Below are 19945 nucleotides of genomic sequence, written 5' to 3'. Positions count from 1 at the left end.
TTTGTACCAATGATTGTTGTAATACTGCTTTTAATTTATTACTTCGTTGGGCAATATTTTCAACACTAATCCCCCAATATTGTTTTACCTTATTAAATGAATGACGCCATGCGTATTTACCATTTGCACCTTGTCGCGTTCTGTTGTGATAAGGTAATAATATACACCTGTCGGCAATTCCTCTCCTGTGTTAAACACACGTCCATTCCAACATTCTGTAGCTAAATTTCCTTTGTAAATTAAATCGCCCCAACGATTATACACCCTTAATTCTCCCTGTTCACAATCTTCTGCAAGCCCCAATACCTGATAACAATCATTGATTCCATCTTCATTTGGTGTAAAAACATTGGGTATTTGAAGTTTGGTGAAAGGATGTTCGGCAAAAACCAAAACCGTATCCAATGAATCAATGCAGCCATTGTCAGGATGTTCTAATCTAAGAACCGTTCTGAATTTTCCTCCGTGAGGAAAAAGATGGGCTGGATGTTCTTCTTGAGATGTAGTACTGTCGCCAAATTCCCATGCTAAGATTTTATGTGCTTCTGTAGTCTTATTTACAAACCTTGCTTCCAAAGAGCAATATTCGAGACTATATTCAAATTCGGGTTTGGGACCTTGCAGTACCTCAATCACAGCAAAAGCTGTATCTGTTTGATTACAACTGGCGTTATCCAAGATCTCTAACTTGACCTTATACTGCCCTTGCGTTTCAAACACATGCGATGGGTTTTGTGATGTATCTTGTGTACCATCCCCAAAATCCCAAAGAAAACTTGCGCCTCCTTTGGATTTGTTCGTAAAATTCACTGTTAATGGGCTGCAACCATTCATGGGGTCTGCTTCAAACTCTGCATCAATATTATATGTAACCTGAAAATCTATTTTGAATGCCGCATTGCTGCATCTACGACTAAAATTTTGAGTAAAAACAGCATCAGAGGTTACCGGAAAATCACTCAAAAATGACTGTGAAAAGTTGTTTGGACAACTGGAACAAACAGACTGATAAACCACTCCATTTTTATCAAATCTGCTTGTACCTCCGTCAACATGGTCAAAGGTCATATAACCTCCAAAATATGTAGCATGGATAATCGACTTTAATTCTTTGCTAAATACAATTAAATAAAAATCATTGTCATCTGTTGTGGCTTGGATTGTATTTGATGTAATGGGTAAGTCTTTTGTGGAACCTGCATTCAAGTCAATATCTGCACCCCAACCCGAGACATAGACATTATCGCACTTATCAACCAGAAAAGCCGAAGGCGATATATCCGGTTTTAGCCAGTTTGTTCTATTCCCAAATGTAGTAAGAATATCTATACTATTCAAACTCAGGTTAATCCTTCCTATAAATTGCCCTGTATTATTCTGCCCATAAGTATTAGGTGTTCGGGTTAAATTTCCTCTTGTTTGACCTGTAAAATATATTTTCTTCTCAGAGTCAAAATCAATGAAATAGACTTGATCATAATCATCTGTACCAAAAAATGTAAAATCCTTAATAATCCCCGTATCTTTATAAAAACTTGCTAAAAAACCATCGGCAACTCCACCTTGATATGAATTAATAGCACCGCTAGCATACATACTTAATCCCGTACTTGAAGTGCCTCCCGAAACTAACACCAATGAATCAATCACCTTGATTGAGTAAACGGCATCATGTCCTGAAGAACCAAGAAAAGTGGACCAAGTTAATTTTCGAAATAAAGAATCAATCTTAAGTACAACCCCGTCAATTGCTCCGCCAAAGGCAGTTTGGGTTGTTCCGGCAGTGATTGGAAAATCCCACGAACTCGTACAAGTAGCCAAATACACCATATTGGATGAATCTACATACACATCTCCTCTAAAGTCATCTGCATAATTAAACCTGAGCAGTCCATTATTGATTCCGTCATTTGTATTGCCGCCAATGAAAGTCCCTCCCAACATCTGAGAACCATCCTCAGAAAATTTCACTAAAATTAAATCATAGCCTCCGTTATACGTAGTATCAAAACCAAAACTGTCCACGGGAAAATCATCAGAATTAGTTGTTCCAAATACTATCAGATTATCTTGATTATCTACAACAAGACTGTGCGGATGCTCATTCCGCCTGCCTCCCAAGTAGGTTGCATACAAAAGAGTCTTACCGTCAGCAGCATATTTACTGATTGCAATATCACAAGCAAGATTAATGGGAGGCTGCCCACCTGTACTGCCCCCATAATGAGTTTGAAATGCACCTACTGTCCAAGGATATTCTCCATCATCACCATCTACAATACCACCTGCATACAAGTTTCCATATAAATCATAGGTAGCTGTGAAACCAAAATTATCACCCAAAGAGCCGCTATACGTTGAAAATACAAGCACCGGATCTATGATTAACTCTAAATCTCTACGATAAGCTCCAAGTGCATATCTCACAGTAGAATTTTGAATATCCAACTGATAGTTACAGTTGACAAATACTTTTTTCCCTTCAATGATTTGCCAAACCTCAGGCTTGCTTTCTTTTACATCTCCCAGCGAAGTTTTGATTACAAGTTCTCCGTAATGATTAATCGTAATCTTTTCTGCTCCTTCTATCTTAAATGCAACCAAACTCAAATCAGTATTTGGATGTACAATCAATTCATGTTTAGGATGAAAATTGGGTGCATACACTTTCCAATCCACGCCTTGATAGAGGGATTTCATTAACACACTTTTAACCACCGGCACTTTACTTCTCCACCGAGCCGATTCATTGCCTACAAAATAGTTGTGATAAAAAGGATGTTTATCGTATTCAACCTCAAGGCTACCGTGCGTATTTAACCATATTACTCTCAAAGCATGGTGTTTTATTGTAAAAGGTGTGTCAATATCATAGTGTTTGCGATGAATTTGACTTCTTACACTTTCTAAGCCCTCTTGTTGGTTGATTTTAAGTGTATATCCATTTTTCTCCAAATAAAACCATGAGCCAAATAGCTCAGCCCTAAAAAGGAAAGGCTGCTTCCATTGTCCCTCATTTTTCACTAAAAACCAATTTTGCGCATCCTGTTTTGGAAATGATTCACTTGGAAGGGAATGTAAGGTGTTGACCGAATCCGGGTTTACATTCAAACAACTTGACTTAGCAACATAGCTACTTCCAACAAGCAAAGTAATTAGGATTACAATCCTTATATTGAAATTGAAAGTCAGCATTGACAAGGGTTCAAAGTTACATTAATTAAGACATATCAAATCGAATAGAAGTTGCCTATTGATAAGCAACCAAACGAAAAAAAATAACGAGTAACCCTTAATTTTCCTTTTACAACACCTATTCAACGCATTGATTGTTTGGCTATATTTGCCACGCATATTTAAAAGGCATGAACGTAAAAAGTTATTTACACAACGCAGATGTTAATTACATTGACGATCTTTACAAGCAATACCAAAGCGACAAGACTTCAGTTGATTTTGGATGGCAAAAGTTTTTTGAAGGATTTGAGCTTGGACAAAGCAAAGACCTTGCTTCACAAGGCATTTCCGAAAATGCGCTAAAAGAAATTAATGTTCTAAATTTAATAAACGACTACCGCAAACGCGGACATTTGTTTACTCGCACCAACCCTGTGAGAGAACGTAGAAAATATACCCCTACGTTGGATATCCACAACTATGGTCTTGAAGAAAGTGACTTAGAAAAAGTATTTAATGTCGGTGTAGATATTGGAATAGGACCTGCAAAGCTGAAAGATATAATCGCCTTTTTACAAACAACTTATTGCGAATCTATTGGCGTTGAATATTCTTATATCAGAAACACTGAAAAACACAATTGGTTAAAGGATATTTTTGAAAACACCAAGAATCAACCTAAACTTACAATCAAAGAAAAAACACGATTACTTGAAAAGCTCAATCAAGCGGTTGTTTTTGAGAATTTCTTACACACAAAATACATAGGTCAAAAACGATTTTCAATCGAAGGGCTCGAATGCCTAATTCCTGCTCTTGACTCTGTTATTCACTACGGTTCTGAAATGGGTGTGGAAGAGTTCATTATTGGAATGGCGCATAGAGGCAGACTCAATGTACTAGCTAATATTTTCCAAAAAACCTACCAAGAAATTTTCTTTGAATTTGAAGGCAAAGTATTTGAAGAAGATAAAAATCAAGAGTTTATAGAAGGTGATGTAAAATACCATTTAGGCTATTCATCTAATATCACCACTGAAGGTGGCAAGAAAGTACACTTGAGCATGTCTCCAAATCCTTCACACCTTGAATCAGTTGGACCTGTTGTCAGCGGAATGGTGCGTGCTAAGTTAGACAATAGATTTAATGGCAATTTTGACAAAATATGCCCTATCATCATTCATGGAGATGCTGCATTGGCCGGACAAGGCATTGTGTACGAAACAGTACAAATGAGCGGATTAGAAGCAAATAAGATTGGAGGAACAATTCACATTGTAACAAATAATCAAGTTGGATTTACCACCAATTATCTTGATGGCAGAACGAGTACTTATTGTACAGACGTTGCAAAAGTTACGCACTGTCCCGTAATGCATGTAAACGGTGATGATGTAGAAGCGGTTGTGCACGCAATCAAAATCGCAATGGCTTATCGCAACCATTTCAATTCTGATATTTTCATTGATTTGTTAGGATATAGAAAATATGGACACAATGAAGGGGATGAGCCAAGGTTCACACAGCCGTTGCTTTACCAAATCATTGCTAAACACCCGAATCCAAGAGAAATCTATAAAGCTAAACTATTGGAACGTGGTGAGATTGATGCACAGTTAGCAAAAGACATGGAAGTAAAATTCAAAAGTCTTTTACAAGAAAAACTTGACTTGGTGAGAACCAATGACAAACCTGTTCGCCATAAAGAAGAGGGTATTGTAAATCAATGGGAGCACTTTATTATCCCGAGTGAGAAAACATTTGACAATCCTACTGATACTACTTTTAACAAGAAAAAATGGCTTGAAGTTGCCAAAAACATCACTTTCATTCCTGAGGATCATCCTTTATTCAAAAAGATAGAACAAGTATATGCCCACAGACGCGAAATGATTAAGATTGACAGTTATGACTGGGCAATGGGCGAACTTATGGCGTATGCGACTTTGTTAGATGAAGGGAACTCCGTCAGGTTAGCCGGTCAAGATTCTGAACGAGGAACCTTTTCTCACAGACATGCTGTTGTCAAAAAAGTAGATTCAGAGGAAGAATATGTTCCTTTACGCCATGTGAGCGAAAAACAAGGAAAATTCTTTGTTTACAATACATTATTAAGTGAGTATGCTGCGCTGGGATATGAATTTGGGTACGCATCTGCAACCCCAAAAACGCTTACGTTGTGGGAAGCTCAATTTGGAGATTTCTCTAACGGTGGTCAGATTATTACTGACCAATACATTTCTGCCGGTCTTGCTAAATGGGGTCGCCAAAATGGACTTGTGATGCTCTTGCCACATGGATATGAAGGACAAGGTCCTGAGCACTCTTCTGCCAGACCTGAACGCTTTTTGCAAATGTGTGCAAATTACAACATGAATGTTGTGAATTGTTCCACTCCGGCTAATTTCTATCATGTATTGAGAAAACAAATGAAACGCAATTTTAGAATGCCTTTAATTGTGTTCACTCCTAAGAGTCTATTGCGTCATCCCTTATGTGTCAGCAAATTGGACGACTTTGTAAACGGTCATTTTCAAGAACTTATTCCTGACAATTTTGCTACTGAAAAAACCGCAAAAAAAGTGTTGTTCTGTACAGGCAAAGTGTATTATGATTTACTTGCTAAACAAATTGAAGAAAAACGAAATGATGTGGCAATCGTTCGTGTAGAACAATTGTATCCTTTACCTGAGAAACATATTAATGAGGTTATTAAATCTTACAAAAATGCTTCTTTCTTCTGGGTACAAGAAGAGCCTAAAAACATGGGTGCTTGGCTACACTTGATGAGATACGATTTTGACAAACCTATTTCCTACATCGGACGTAAATCAAGTGCAAGTCCTTCTACCGGACTTAAATCAGTTCATGAAAAAGAACAACACGACATTGTAGAGCAATCGTTCAAGCTTTAGATTGATTGTGTGTTTACACAACCCAAAGTCTTCTTTCAAACACTTTATATTACACACAGAGTCAAGAATTATAAAATACTTGACTCTGTTTATTTTGACTAAACCTTTTGGGAAGTAACAATAGTTACAATCCTATATTAAATTTCTTGGCTGTTTCTTGTGCAATTTCGTAACCCGCATCCGCATGGCGAATAACACCCATAGCAGGGTCATTGTGTAATACACGCTTCAATCGTACTGATGCATCTTCAGTTCCGTCAGCAACTATGACCATGCCGGCATGTATAGAATACCCCATTCCTACTCCACCTCCATGATGAAGACTTACCCAGCTGGCGCCACCTGCTGTATTAATTAAAGCATTGAGTATGGGCCAATCTGCCACAGCATCACTACCATCTTTCATGGCTTCTGTCTCTCTGTTCGGTGATGCAACAGAACCGGTGTCCAAATGGTCGCGTCCAATTACAATCGGAGCTTTTACACTGCCTGTTTTTACTAATTCATTAAATGCTAAACCTGCTTTTTCCCTCTCTCCTTGACCTAACCAACAAATTCTTGCCGGAAGCCCTTGAAACTCCACCCTTTCTTGCGCCATCGTAATCCAGCGTTTTAAGCCTTCGTTTTCAGGAAACAATTCTAATATAACCTTATCTGTCTCATAAATATCTTGAGGGTCACCACTGAGTGCAACCCAGCGAAAAGGACCTTTGCCTTCACAAAACAACGGACGGATATATGCCGGTACAAAACCGGGAAAATCAAATGCGTTTTTTAACCCTTTTTCAAATGCACGTGCTCGCAGATTATTTCCATAGTCAAATGTAACAGCTCCACGTTTTTGCAGTTCTAACATTTGCTCTACATGTTGATACATAGTCTTGTAAGACAGTTCTAAATACTTTTCAGGATTTGCGACACGTAGTTTATTTGCCTCATCTATCGAAAGATTTTGAGGAAAATATCCAATCAACGGATCGTGCGCAGAGGTTTGATCTGTCAGTGTATCCGGAGTGATATTCCTTTCAATCAATCTGCCCAATAGGTCAACTGCATTACACATAACTCCGATTGAAACAGCCTCTCCTTTTGCTTTTGCATCAAGTGCCATATCAATTGCCTCATCAACATCTTTAGACAGTTTATCAATATAGCGTGTATCCAAACGCTTTTTGATTCGCCACTCTTCTACTTCTGCTACCAATGCAACTCCTTCGTTCATCGTGATTGCCAAAGGTTGCGCTCCACCCATTCCCCCAAGTCCGGCTGTAACATTCAACTTTCCTTTCAACGTACCCCCATAATGCTTATTGGCTAATGCTAAAAAAGTTTCATAAGTTCCTTGTAAAATTCCCTGCGAACCAATATAAATCCAAGAGCCGGCAGTCATTTGACCATACATCATCAAGCCTTTAGCTTCTAATTCTCTAAAATGTTCCCATGTTGCCCATTTAGGCACCAATTGGGAGTTAGAAATCAACACTCTTGGAGCATTTTTGTGCGAAGGAAGCACCCCAACCGGTTTGCCTGATTGAACCAACAAGGTTTCATCTTCTTCTAAGTTCTTGAGTGCCTCAAGAATCTTATCAAAAGCATCCCAATTTCGTGCAGCTTTACCCAGTCCACCATATACAATGAGTTCATCCGGTCTTTCTGCCACGTCCGGATCTAAGTTATTTTGAATCATACGGTATGCTGCTTCTTGCACCCACCCTTTACAAGTCAATTCTGTACCTCTGGGTGCTCTGATTATTCTACTTTTACTCATGTCTGTATCCTTAATATGATTGCAAAGGTTTCATTTTTTAGTTAAAATACCTTGTGTTTAAAAGGAATATTTTGGAAAGGTGAAAACTAATGAAAGCATTAAAATACAAAACAATATGCTATATCAATGCTTAAGCCAGATTAATACTGTCCGTAAATGCTCATTCCTCCTCCAAAACATTGATTCTTTAAATGTTCATATACTAAATTAGTATTTAAGTCAATGTCGTCTGTTTGATATGTTGGGTACAGTAAGGTTTCATATAGTGTTTTGCTCACAGTATTAAAAACGGCTGCTGCTGTTACCGATTTGTCCGACCATTGTTCAACTTTCAATTTGTCCTTTTTCAGTTCTTCAAGTAATTCAATAGATATTTTATTGATTTCGTTTTTCTTTTTTCCTCAAACTTTTTACCGTGTCTAAGAATGTCGGAAATAGCTTACTTTACTTTTTTACCGGCAAACATCATCAAATAGGATTTTATGAAAATATCAATTTCTCCATCCATTACCGACTGAATATCGGACGTTTCTGTTTGGGTGCGTACGTCTTTGACTAATTTATATGGATGAAACACATAGTTTCTGATTTGGGAACCCCATTCTATCTTGAGTTTAGAATCCTCAATAGACTGCTTGGCTTCATTGCGCTTGCGCAATTCCATCTCATAAAGTTGAGATTTAAGCATTTGCATTGCCAATTCTCTATTTTCCAATTGAGAACGCGCTTGCTGACAGACAACTACAATACCCGTAGGCTTGTGCGTAATTTGAACTTTGGTCTCTACCTTGTTTACATTTTGACCGCCTGCACCACCTGAACGCGAGGTATGAAATTCTATATCGCTGTCTTTGATTTCGATATTGATATTTTCGTCAACTAAAGGATAAGCATAAACCGAAGCAAACGAAGTATGTCTGCGAGCGTTAGAGTCAAATGGAGAAATGCGAACCATCCTATGCACTCCACTCTCACTTTTAAGATATCCAAAAGCAAATGCTCCTTCAAACTTGAGTGTAACTGACTTAATGCCGGCAACATCTCCTTGTTGAATATCCATTTCGGTTATCTTCATTTTCTGGTTCTCTCCCCACATTATATACATCCTCATTAACATCTCCGCCCAATCACAACTTTCGGTACCACCGGCTCCTGAATTTATGGTTAAAATTGCCGGCAAAGAATCTTCTTCGCTTTGCAACATGTTCTTTAATTCTAATGATTCTACGAGTTGTAACGCATGCTGAAATGCAACATCCAGATCATCCGAGGTCATTTCACCGGCTTCTTCAAACTCTTTCATCACATCCAAATCATTGACCGCACTTTCAACTTCTTGATATGCATCAGTCCAAATCTGCTTGTCGCGAATTGTTTTTAAGAATTTTTCTGCTTTTTCAGGGTCATTCCAAAAATTGGGATCTAAGGTCTGACTTTGCTCATCTGCAATTAGAGCTAATTTCTCTTCGATGTTAAAGATACCTCCTCAAAGCCTCTACGCGGCCTCTCAAATCTCTATATTGTTCTATATTCATAATGAAATTAAAGCGTGCAAAGATACTCCGACTTTTTGTAATTTTGCAACCATTTATACGGCACAACAGTTGCAATATTCTCACACAATGAAACACTTACAGATAATCAAAAGCATTTTTGTCCTCTTGTTCTGTTATTTTATTTCTATAGATGCACAAGCTCAACATACAGATACTACATCTAAAATTAAGTTGAGTAAAATTGACTCTGCAATTGTTGTAAAAACCACCAATCATGACAGTACGAAAGGCGGCATACCTCATCATGATGCGGTGCGCATTGGTTTTGAAGTTGTAGATGGAGATACTATCCCTGTCTATCTATATAATGATGTTTATCTTAAAACGCTTCAAAGCGAAGAAGAGATTAAACGATATAAGAAACTTGTTCGTGATGTAAAAATTGCTTTGCCCTATGCAAAACTTGCTGCTTTCAGATTGCAAATGATGGAAGACAACCTCAGCATGATTAAATCCAAACGCGCCAGAAAGAAATATACCAGCGAATGTGAGAAGGCAATCAAAGCTGAATTCATGAATGACCTCAAGAATTTGACTGTTACTCAAGGAAAAATACTTCTCAAACTGATTCATAGAGAGACAGGAAGAACAACTTGGCAAATTCTAAACCAATACTCAGGCACCTTTGAACCCATTTTCTGGAGTACTATGGCAAATCTTTATGGTGCTTCAACAAAGGATACATTTGACCCTGTTATTGACAGGGAGATTGAAGAAATAATTAAGAAATTAGACCTTGAATAACGAACACAAAATCCATTTACTTGCCTTTGGGTCACATCCTGACGATGTTGAATTATCAGCAGGTGGAACACTTATAAAACACAAAGAACTTGGCTACACAACCGGCATCATTGATTTGACACGTGGAGAGCTTGGCACAAGAGGTACAGCTGAAACACGCGACAAGGAAGCAGCTGCATCTGCAAAAATTTTACGTTTAGATGTTCGTGAAAACCTACATCTTGCCGATGGTTTTTTTGAAGAAAGTCGCGAGGCATTGCTTAGGGTGGTGCATGCGATTCGAAAATACAAGCCTCACACTGTGTTAACCAATGCTATTTCAGACAGACATCCTGACCACGGTGCAGGTTCTCGACTTGTTACACGTGCTTGTTTTTTGTCCGGTCTCAAAAAGATAGAAACTGATGATTTGCAACCTTGGCGACCTGTGCATGTATTTCATTATATTCAAGATAATTTTATGAAACCCGAGTTTGTCATTGACATTACTCAATGGCACGACAAAAAAATGGAAGCTATCGCTGCATTTAAAACACAATTCTATGACCCAACTTCGCAAGAGCCAGAAACACCTATCTCAACCAAAGAGTTTTGGGATATTTTATATGGCAAAGACTTATTGATGGGTCGTTATATAGGTTCAAAATATGGAGAAGGCTTTTTGAGTGCCCAACCTTTTGAGGTCAAAGACATGATGAAATAAGTAATTATTTTTTACTAAATGAAAATTGTCTTTGTCGAAAATTATCATTGCCTTTCTGAAACATTATTTCAAATCACTAATATTTAATAGTATAGCAGCATGAAATCAGTATATTTCAAATTATTCATATTCCTTGGAGCACTTGCAATTTCACACCATAGTGTTGGACAGAGTGCAACGGTTTACACATCAATCAAAGAAGCACTAAAAAACAAAAAGGATGTTCAATATTTAGATTTATCAGGTCAGGAGCTTAGAAAAGTTCCAAGAAAAATCAAAAAATTCAAGAACCTCAAGCACTTAGACCTTTCTGAAAATCTCATCACAAAAATGCCGGGATTTCTTACCAAGATGAAGCATTTAGAGAAACTGAATTTGAACACCAACAAACTCTCTGAAGTACACAAAAAGTTATACAAACTCAAAAACTTAGAAATACTTGAACTGTCTAACAACAAATTCACTGTTGTACCTGAACAAATTTTCCAACTCAAACAACTCAAAGAAATTTGGTTTAGAAACAACAAGCTTACTGAAATTCCTGACAATTTCGGCAACACACCAAAACTCACACTGATTGACTTTAGCGGCAATCAGATTAGCAAAATACCGGCTTCCATTGGCTCTTTGCAAACACTTTATTATTTACGCTTCGCGAACAACAGACTATCTTCACTTCCAAATGAAGTTTGTAACATCACTACGCTCATTGAAATTAAGATTTCACAAAATCAAATCATTAAACTACCGGATAACTTTGGCAACTTAAGACAACTCAGAGAAATTGAAGCAAACGATAATTTACTGACATATCTACCCGCAAACTTTGGCGACATCTATCAACTTTCCAGTCTTCAACTCAATAAAAACAAGATTTCAGAATTACCTAAGAGCTTTCCCAAACTGCGTCAACTCCAACATCTTGAACTTGAGGGCAACAAATTCACCGCTATTCCAAAAGAACTGTTCTCAATTTTTGCTATTTCCTACTTAGATTTGAGCTATAATGAAATTAGCGAAATCCCTTCTGAAATAGCCAAACTCAACAAGTTAAACTACTTGGATTTGCGGGGAAACAACATCAGCATTGTTCCTAAAGAAATAGGTAAAATTCGTTTTATGTCCAAATTGTGGCTTGGCGATAATTCGCTCAAATCCCTTCCAAGCGAAATAAAAGAGTTAAAGTGGTTAGAAATATTGAGTTTATACAACAACCAATTTGACCAAAAGAACAAAGAACTCATTCAAGAATGGTTGAAAGATAACGACCCTAAATGCTCCATCACATTTTAAGTTTAATCGTGTTTTACGTTTCTAAACTTTTGAAAAGTTTATCTTTGTTGCAATGAAACGCGCATTAGGTTTAATCTGTCTCATACTCTTGCAGCTGAACATACATGCTGCCAAGCTGTTAATCCCAATGGATGACGTACAAAAAGAACACCTGAAAGCTTATGGCATTACATATTGGGTGCTGGCGCAAGGTGGAGAAGGCGAATGGTTGCTCAACTACAGAGGAGGCAGTTTTATGTTTGATTATCTGAAAAACATTGAAAAAGAATGTCTGATTAGAGGTGTAACCTATGAGATTGTACCTGATGCTACGGCAAATGCCATTTATGCCACCATTGCAAATCCAGAAATCAACATGGAGAGGTTGAAACTGCTGAAAGCACCCAAAATCGCGGTTTATTCTCCAAAAGAAAAGAAACCTTGGGATGACGCAGTAACATTGGTACTTACTTATGCAGAAATTCCTTATGATGTGATTTATGACGATGAGGTAATGAATGACAAGCTCGCACTCTATGACTGGCTACACCTGCATCATGAAGATTTTACCGGACAATATGGTAAATTTTGGGCTAATTATCGCAACATGCCTTGGTACAAAGAGGAAGTACGGGTCAATGAAGCTACTGCAGCCAAGTATGGTTTCCAAAAAGTTTCTCAGCTCAAACTTGCTGTTGCCAAAAAGATTAGAGACTACGTTTTAGGCGGTGGCTTTTTGTTCGCCATGTGTTCTGCCACAGACAGCTATGACATTGCGCTCGCTGCTGAAGGAGTAGATATTTGCGAAAGCATGTTTGATGGCGATGCTATTGACCCTTCGGCACAAAGTAAATTAGATTTTGATAACACCTTTGCTTTTGAAAATTTTGATTTGATTACAAATCCATACATTTATGAATTTAGTTCAATAGATGTTCAACCCAATGAAAGGCGCGGAATTACTGAAGCTAATGATTTTTTTACCTTATTTGAGTTTTCTGCGAAATACGATGTTATTCCAACCATATTAACCCAAGACCACACTACAACAATCAAAGGATTTTATGGGCAAACTACTGCTTTTAAAAAGAAATACCTGAAACCAAATGTCATTATATTAGGAGAAAATGCTTCGCTTGGTGAAGCAAGATATATTCACGGCACAATGGGCAAAGGCACATGGACTTTTTTTGGAGGTCACGACCCGGAAGACTATCAACATTTTGTTGGAGAACCTCCTACTGAATTAGCATTACACCCAAATTCACCCGGCTATAGACTGATTTTGAATAACATTCTGTTTCCTTCTGCCAAGAAAAAAGAGATTAAAACATAAGCTCTACCCTATTTCTGTTGAATAGAATCTGTAAACAAGCGGTACAGTTTTTCTAATGCGGGCTGTTCTTTTAGCAACTGCAAATGTCTTTCTATCGTAACATTATCATTGCGCACAGCCGGTCCGGTCTGACGGTCTTTTGCATTGCCGGTTTGTAAACGCAACATGGTTTCGTTGAGCAAAGGCAATAGAATCTTAAAATCTAATTGATGATTTGAACAGTAATCTTGAGCAAGAGCAATCAAATGTGTAGTAAAATTATTGACTACCACCGCAGCTAAATGATACTGAGCGCGCATCTTAGAATCACAAACTGCAACATTCCCACTTAATGTATTAGCAAGTGTGAGCAGTTTAATTTCAATTTCCTTTGCTTTGCCTTCAATCAGGATTGGTACTGAGTTCCAATTCATTGGAACATTCTTTTGCACAGTCTGCAAAGGATAAAACACCCCACATTGAGATACAGATTTTACCAACACAGACAAAGGCATCGCTCCGCTGCAATGGCAGATTATACAATCTTTCCAATCTTTTAGCAATTCTGATACGCTTGCAATTTGTGTATCAGATACACATAAGAAAACCATGTCAGGTTCTTTTACTTGATGTAAGTCTGGATAAAAAGTAGTTTCTAAAATTTTAGCGAGTTCTGTGCCGGTCGTTGCATTGCGAGAAAAAACACCTGACGGTTTGTGCCCATGCCGCACAAGCGCTTTTCCTAAGGAAAAAGCCATATTTCCCGAACCAATCATCAAAAAAGTGATATGGCTGCTTAGGGCTTCCACTTTCTCATCTCTTTTATACGTTGAGCAATACTCAAAGAAAAGCCGATTGTTAAAATGATTGTACCACTCCACAACAAATTTACCCAAGGAAATTTAACCGCTTTCATAATGATATAATCAAACATCGGTTTGCGTTCAGCAGTAGAAATAACCAGTTCCATCTTTTCAGAAGGGATTATCGAAAGCAATCTTCCCAGGAAGCCATCTTCATTGGACTGTGCATCTTCATATTCAATCTGATTAGTTTCCGTATTGATAATCAAACTTGCAGGCACAGTGTGTACCTTACCCAAAGATTGCACTTCTAAATTTGCAACCAAACGAATTTGTTTGTCATCTTCGCTTTTAAAATTCTCAAGATTAGCGACCTTTACACTAATGGTTCCGGAACTTGTGGTGAATGATTGTCCAACAAGCACCGTATCCCTTTTAAAATTTTTGAACTCTTCTACCGTTTCTAAACCGCTTTCATGGTTCACATGAGTATAAATATCATGGCTAATATAATGTCTTGTATCAGGACTTGAAATCAAACCACCCATTTTAGGATTATTTTGGGCATTGGGTTTGAGGGTAAATTTCTCGATAATCTCACCACGTTCATTTGTTCTCAACCAATGAACATGAAAATATTTATCGGGAGGCTCATTAGAAATCGTGTCATAATACACCAAATAATTGGCAATTCTAACCGTATCGCCTTTTTTGAGCAACATATTATCTCTGTTGAACTCTTGGGCTTTTTCACCGGCACTGCCATCAACAAAATCCCTGTTGATATTATTATAAGTCAACACTTCTTTATTGATTGAAGAAGCGAGCACCCCCACCATCATCAATCCAAACCCTGCATGGGCAATAGAAGCTCCACCGATTTTGATTTTACCTCTCAATTTTTGAACAAGGAAAAACACATTTGCCACAATTGTATAGACTCCAAGGAACAACATCAGTGCATAATTAAAATAGTACATGCGCCATGCAAAGAAAAGAATGAGTCCAATCAAAATTGAAACCCCAATTGGCAATAATTGACTTTTCCAGAAAGTACGTTTATCAGTGAATCTATAATTGTAGAACTGTCCTAACCCAGACAACAAGGTAATGATAATAACAAATGGCAATTGAAATTTATTATAGAATTCAGGCTTGTTAACAGCTAAATTCAGGTTAAAAAGCTTATTGAAAACAGGTGCTGAAGTATAAAAGATAATTTGAAATGCTGAGAGCAATAATACCAAAGAACCTATAAACATCCAGAATTCTCTGCTCCAGATATTTTCTTCCACTTTCTTGGATGGATAAACTTCCATTAACTCCTTTGCCCACCAATAAATAAATCCAATTAATGCTATCAGATTTACAATGTTCATTACCGGATTAGAGAGTAATTTGTATTTCACAGAAACCACATTGACTGCAAGCAGAAGAACACATAATCCAAGGAAAATGAGTGCCTTGCGCTTACTGTTTATTGAAGCATACACAGCAAGGAAAATAAACATAAAGATGAACAACAGAAGTTGTCCTGAAAGCCCTAAGTCAGTGAAAGAATGAACACTGGCTTCACCTAACACTCCACTGCGGGTTAGGAAAGTAGCATACAAAACCAAAAAGAAAGAGAAACAAATCAGCATGATGGTTAACACTTTGTATTCTCCTGTGTTCTTTAGAATTAACAACAGATGTATTACTGCAATCATTAAAATCCAAGGCATTAATGATGCATTTTCAACCGGGTCCCAAGCCCAATAACCTCCAAAACTTAATGATTCATAAGCCCAGAAACCTCCCATAATAATGCCTGCACCAAGAATCATCACAGAAAACAATGCCCATGGAATCATTGGTTTAATCCATGAAGTATGGTCTTTTTTCCAAAATGATGAAATCATATAAGCAAACGGAACCACCATGGCAGCAAATCCCAAAAACAAAGTTGGAGGATGAATCACCATCCAATAATTTTGCAATAAAGGATTCAATCCTGAACCATCTTCAATCAAAGAGAGGTAGTTTTCCTTGCCAATCATTTGCAAGCGTGGAATGTCAAGAATATCAGGTTGAGCATCGCGCAACAAAGCAAAAGGGCTGCTGCCTATCTTCATACCCAAAAAATTTATTCCTAACAACATAGAAGCCAAAACAGCTTGCGCAAGCATAATGACCGCTATTGCACCAAAGCTGAGTGTGGTCGGTCTAAAGAAAATAATCAATGAGAGTAAGACATGCCAAAACATCCACAGTAAAAAGCTGCCCTCTTGACCTTCCCAAAAACAGGAAATCATATAATAGCTCGGCAAGCTATTCGAAGAATGTTTCCAAACATATTGATATTCATAATAGTGTCCGTGAATAAGCCAATATAAAATAACAAAAATTGAAAGCACAGACACTGCATGAATCCAGAGAGAAATCTTCCCTATTCTACCCCAAAATTCATCGTTGTTCTTTTCCTTAAAATAAAAGCCTATAAACGCCAGAATTGAGAACACAAAAGACAATACAACCGCAATGTTGCCTAAATTGCCATATAATAAATGTTCTCCCTTAAATTGGATGGTCTCGTACATATTTACATTACTTTATTCCTTCTGCTTCGTACTTAGAAGGACATTTTTTTAATATATCAACAGCATGAAAATAATCTTTCTCCGCCTTGCCAATTACTACAATTTTATCTGTTCTGTCAAGGTCAGTTGGTTTTGCACCATTATATACAATCTTTCGCTCTACCCCTAATGTATCTGAGGCATAGAATGAAAAATAATTAGGGTCTTTGATGGGATCGTACTCTTGAGGTTTTTCTTTGTCAATTTTAACCACAACATGATAATCCTTCTGTGAATTTTTCGAAGCATAAACTTCAGCTTGCTCAAATGTTACATAGTAACTTCGGTCTCCATAAAAACTTAGTACAACAGCCAAAACCACACCCAACACAATGATGGTGATGATATGTCCTAATTTCATTGTGACACCTCCTTATGCTTTTTCTCTAATGCTTTTATTTTCTTCTCTAGTCTTAATAAATACAGCACAATCAAAGTAAAGATAATCACTATAACACCAATCACTATTTCAATTTTTGATTGTGGATGTTCTTCGGCAGTTTGAGCAAAGATTTCTTGACTTATTACAAGCATCATAAATAAAGATAGGACGAATTTTGATATTGATTTCATGTAAAATTTTATTCTATTGGTTTATTAATCTGTTCTGATTCGATTTTATCTATTCTTACTTTAAGACTTGCTATCCACACAAACAACATTGACCAGGCAATAATTGCAGGATAAAACACAAATCTCATATTATGGTTTAAATCATATTCATTAAACCCAACGGTATCACCACTTCCGGGGTGAATAGAGAAATCTGATAATTTAGGAATAATCCAAATCAAAGCAATAAAAACAGGATAGACAAATATGTTATAAATAGCTGCAATTTTTCTCAGTTTAACGGGGTCTGTGATTGACCTATTCAACAGCCAATATGCAATGTAAATTAGTAATCCAACGGCTGCACCATTCAGTTTGGGGTCACGAGTCCAAGGAGTTCCCCAAGTCGAACTTGCCCATAACATGCCGGTAAATATTCCGCTAAAACCTGCCAAAGTACCGGCTACTCCAAGCGCATACGCCCATCTGTGATACTCAACCTTCATTGTGTTCAAATATTTAATACTGTAAACCCACGAACCCAATAACAATAAAAACATTGAAAACCACATAGGCACATGATAAAACAAATTACGAATTGTCTGGTCTAACATCCCAACATTGACGGGTACTTTGATTAAAATCCCTCCTACCAATGTATATAACATTAGCCCTATAGTTAAATACTTCCACCAGTTGAGTTTTGACATAACGGGCGCAAAGTTAAAATTTAATCTTGTGTTTTGACGGTTTGTTTTTACTTTAAAACTGATGCATAAAGGCGTTGGGCGAATTTATGCAGGGCGCAAACTACCCATTAATATTTCATTCCGCTTTTCTTTTTCCCAATCTTGTTTTTTGCTCGTCAACACCGACTCCATATCTGTTGTACTCTGATAATTCAGATTGTGCCAAAGATGATATTGTACAGCTAAATTTTTCACTCTTAGAAATTTAACACCAAATTGTTCCAAGCGCCATTCAATATCAGTATCCTCGCCTATTCCGGGCTGAGTATATTGTTCATCAAAACCATGAACCATCATCAAATCAGTTTTCTGAATACTCCAATTGTGCCCCCAAAAACCTTTTTTGTTTTCCGGTTTAACCAAAGGCAAATACAAAGCAGCATCTAATCGTGAGCATCCGCTTAACCACAGTTTAACAAAAGAATATGGAGGCATTTTTCTTGTTTTATAAAGATACTCTGTAAACTTCTTTGACAACATCGCCCTACGTCCATACACAACACATTTGCCTTGTTGATACTTCAAATGAGCGGCAATAAATTTGGGATGGCAAATACAATCACCATCTACAAAAATCAAATATGGAGCATTACTCGCTAAAACTGCTTGATTGAGAATTACACACTTTCTAAATCCTCTATCTGCATGAGAAACATGTAATAAGCTAAAAGGGAATTGCGATTTCCACTCCACCACCCTTTCACGCATCTGTGGACTATCATTATCTTCGGCAATGATGACTTCAAAACTGCCTTCCAATTGTTGATTTGCCAAGCTTTGCAAAATCAACTCCAAAGCATCCATGTTTTTATAAACACTTATAATCACACTTGCTTTCAGCATAGTAAGCAAGGCAATTACCCTAAAATTTTCTTCACCAACCCGCTTAGCACTTTGCCCGGACCAACTTCAATAAACTCAACGGCTCCATCTTTTGCCATTTGTTGAACAGTTTGAGTCCATTTCACGGGAGCAGTCAATTGTTTTAAAAGGTTGTCTTTAATAACAGCCGGATCGGTTGCCGGCATTGCAGTTACATTTTGGTAAACAGGGCAAACCGGATCCTGAAACTCAGTGGCATCAATTGCCTTTGCCAATCTTTCTTGTGCAGGCAGCATTAAAGGAGAGTGAAAAGCCCCCCCAACTTGCAGCACCAAAGCGCGTTTTGCACCGGCAGCTTTTAATTTCTCACATGCTTCATTTACAGCATCTACTTCTCCTGAAATCACCAACTGTCCGGGACAATTGTAATTAGCAGGTACTACTATTCCTGAACGTACACCGGCACATATTTCTTCCACAACAGCATCATCCAATCCTAATACAGCAGCCATTGTAGAGGGTTTTGCCTCACAAGCAGCCTGCATAGACAACGCTCGTTCAGACACCAATTTCAAACCGTCTTCAAACTTCATTGCACCTGATGCTACCAATGCAGAAAATTCTCCTAATGAATGTCCTGCTGTCATTGATGGTAAAAAATCAGATAAAGTAAGTGCCTGAATAACAGAGTCTAAAAAAATTGCCGGCTGTGTTATTTTGGTTTGCTTCAATTCTTCATCTGTACCTTCAAACATAGTCTTGGTAATTTCAAATCCCAATATTTCATTGGCTTTATCAAACCATTTTTTTGCAACAGGATTAGCATGATATAACTCCTTACCCATTCCTGAATACTGTGCCCCTTGACCGGGAAAAACATACGCTTTGCTCATTGATTCTTTTTTTGGTTGTGAACTGCGAAAATAGTACAATTCCAATCAAACAAAATGC

Annotated in this window: 16 protein-coding genes; 5 read left to right on the top strand and 11 right to left on the bottom strand. The window is 37.6% G+C overall.

The window, feature by feature from the left end; all coding sequences use genetic code 11:
* Positions 1-84 precede the first annotated feature (84 nt).
* Positions 85-3195 carry a gliding motility-associated C-terminal domain-containing protein gene (locus M0R38_03710; GenBank protein ID MCK9480854.1) on the bottom strand — a complete coding sequence of 1037 codons (3111 nt, stop codon included), beginning with the start codon at positions 3193-3195 and terminating at the stop codon, positions 85-87.
* A 170-nt stretch (positions 3196-3365) separates the two neighbouring features.
* Here M0R38_03710 and M0R38_03705 point away from each other — a divergent pair, with 170 nt between their 5' ends.
* Complete coding sequence (locus tag M0R38_03705; GenBank protein ID MCK9480853.1) at positions 3366-6092, top strand: 2-oxoglutarate dehydrogenase E1 component; 2727 nt, start codon at positions 3366-3368, stop codon at positions 6090-6092.
* A gap of 124 nt (positions 6093-6216) precedes the next feature.
* On the opposite strand, the gene hutU is transcribed toward M0R38_03705, so the two are convergent.
* From hutU to prfB, 3 genes are all read right to left on the bottom strand, one after another.
* Entirely contained in the window at positions 6217-7860 is a 1644-nt protein-coding gene (gene hutU / locus M0R38_03700; GenBank protein MCK9480852.1) for a urocanate hydratase, read from the bottom strand.
* A gap of 140 nt (positions 7861-8000) precedes the next feature.
* On the bottom strand, positions 8001-8195 hold the full coding sequence (locus M0R38_03695; protein ID MCK9480851.1) for a hypothetical protein: 195 nt from the start codon (positions 8193-8195) through the stop codon (positions 8001-8003).
* 104 nt (positions 8196-8299) lie between these two features.
* A protein-coding gene (gene prfB, locus M0R38_03690; protein ID MCK9480850.1) for a peptide chain release factor 2 occupies positions 8300-9395 on the bottom strand; the annotation gives its coding sequence in 2 pieces (ribosomal slippage) (positions 8300-9334 and positions 9336-9395; 1095 coding nt in all).
* On the opposite strand from prfB, the gene M0R38_03685 reads away from it, so the two are divergent.
* The 4 genes from M0R38_03685 (at position 9339) to M0R38_03670 (ending at position 13471) form a co-directional block, all read left to right on the top strand.
* A complete protein-coding gene (locus M0R38_03685) occupies positions 9339-10160 on the top strand; it encodes a DUF4294 domain-containing protein (protein ID MCK9480849.1) in 822 nt (273 codons plus the stop codon). The genes prfB and M0R38_03685 overlap by 57 nt on opposite strands.
* Positions 10153-10863: a bacillithiol biosynthesis deacetylase BshB1 gene (gene bshB1 / locus M0R38_03680; protein ID MCK9480848.1), complete on the top strand. Its 711-nt coding sequence runs from the start codon at positions 10153-10155 to the stop codon at positions 10861-10863. The genes M0R38_03685 and bshB1 overlap by 8 nt, the downstream gene beginning before the upstream one ends.
* 99 nt (positions 10864-10962) lie before the next feature.
* A complete protein-coding gene (locus M0R38_03675; protein MCK9480847.1) occupies positions 10963-12156 on the top strand; it encodes a leucine-rich repeat domain-containing protein in 1194 nt (397 codons plus the stop codon).
* A 52-nt stretch (positions 12157-12208) separates the two neighbouring features.
* Positions 12209-13471, top strand: coding sequence for an asparagine synthetase B (locus tag M0R38_03670; GenBank protein MCK9480846.1), 1263 nt, complete (start codon positions 12209-12211; stop codon positions 13469-13471).
* 8 nt (positions 13472-13479) lie between these two features.
* On the opposite strand, the gene M0R38_03665 is transcribed toward M0R38_03670, so the two are convergent.
* From M0R38_03665 to fabD, 7 genes are all read right to left on the bottom strand, one after another.
* Positions 13480-14259: a F420-dependent NADP oxidoreductase gene (locus M0R38_03665; protein ID MCK9480845.1), complete on the bottom strand. Its 780-nt coding sequence runs from the start codon at positions 14257-14259 to the stop codon at positions 13480-13482.
* Entirely contained in the window at positions 14247-16832 is a 2586-nt protein-coding gene (ccsA, locus tag M0R38_03660; GenBank protein MCK9480844.1) for a cytochrome c biogenesis protein CcsA, read from the bottom strand. Before ccsA (M0R38_03660) ends, M0R38_03665 begins: the two co-directional genes overlap by 13 nt.
* Before the next feature lie 7 nt (positions 16833-16839).
* On the bottom strand, positions 16840-17232 hold the full coding sequence (locus tag M0R38_03655; GenBank protein MCK9480843.1) for a cytochrome c maturation protein CcmE: 393 nt from the start codon (positions 17230-17232) through the stop codon (positions 16840-16842).
* Complete coding sequence (locus tag M0R38_03650) at positions 17229-17444, bottom strand: hypothetical protein (GenBank protein ID MCK9480842.1); 216 nt, start codon at positions 17442-17444, stop codon at positions 17229-17231. The genes M0R38_03655 and M0R38_03650 overlap by 4 nt, the downstream gene beginning before the upstream one ends.
* Positions 17445-17452: 8 nt before the next feature.
* A complete protein-coding gene (ccsA, locus tag M0R38_03645) occupies positions 17453-18133 on the bottom strand; it encodes a cytochrome c biogenesis protein CcsA (protein MCK9480841.1) in 681 nt (226 codons plus the stop codon).
* 84 nt (positions 18134-18217) lie between these two features.
* Positions 18218-19000: a glycosyltransferase gene (locus M0R38_03640; protein MCK9480840.1), complete on the bottom strand. Its 783-nt coding sequence runs from the start codon at positions 18998-19000 to the stop codon at positions 18218-18220.
* A gap of 29 nt (positions 19001-19029) precedes the next feature.
* On the bottom strand, positions 19030-19887 hold the full coding sequence (gene fabD, locus M0R38_03635; protein MCK9480839.1) for an ACP S-malonyltransferase: 858 nt from the start codon (positions 19885-19887) through the stop codon (positions 19030-19032).
* Positions 19888-19945: the final 58 nt, after the last annotated feature.

Source organism: Bacteroidia bacterium (genome assembly GCA_023228875.1).
In the GTDB taxonomy this organism is placed as follows: domain Bacteria; phylum Bacteroidota; class Bacteroidia; order NS11-12g; family UBA955; genus JALOAG01.
Note: the sequence above shows the minus strand (reverse complement) of the source record. Positions and strands in the feature narration are given on the sequence as shown.

What these genes read in the sequence shown, in the direction of transcription:
- M0R38_03710 (MCK9480854.1), bottom strand. Translation starts at nt 3,195, where the DNA reads ATGCTGACTTTCAATTTCAATATAAGGATTGTAATCCTAATTACTTTG.
- M0R38_03705 (MCK9480853.1), top strand. Translation starts at nt 3,366, where the DNA reads ATGAACGTAAAAAGTTATTTACACAACGCAGATGTTAATTACATTGAC.
- hutU (MCK9480852.1), bottom strand. Translation starts at nt 7,860, where the DNA reads ATGAGTAAAAGTAGAATAATCAGAGCACCCAGAGGTACAGAATTGACT.
- M0R38_03675 (MCK9480847.1), top strand. Translation starts at nt 10,963, where the DNA reads ATGAAATCAGTATATTTCAAATTATTCATATTCCTTGGAGCACTTGCA.
- M0R38_03670 (MCK9480846.1), top strand. Translation starts at nt 12,209, where the DNA reads ATGAAACGCGCATTAGGTTTAATCTGTCTCATACTCTTGCAGCTGAAC.
- ccsA (MCK9480844.1), bottom strand. Translation starts at nt 16,832, where the DNA reads ATGTACGAGACCATCCAATTTAAGGGAGAACATTTATTATATGGCAAT.
- M0R38_03655 (MCK9480843.1), bottom strand. Translation starts at nt 17,232, where the DNA reads ATGAAATTAGGACATATCATCACCATCATTGTGTTGGGTGTGGTTTTG.
- M0R38_03650 (MCK9480842.1), bottom strand. Translation starts at nt 17,444, where the DNA reads ATGAAATCAATATCAAAATTCGTCCTATCTTTATTTATGATGCTTGTA.
- ccsA (MCK9480841.1), bottom strand. Translation starts at nt 18,133, where the DNA reads ATGTCAAAACTCAACTGGTGGAAGTATTTAACTATAGGGCTAATGTTA.
- fabD (MCK9480839.1), bottom strand. Translation starts at nt 19,887, where the DNA reads ATGAGCAAAGCGTATGTTTTTCCCGGTCAAGGGGCACAGTATTCAGGA.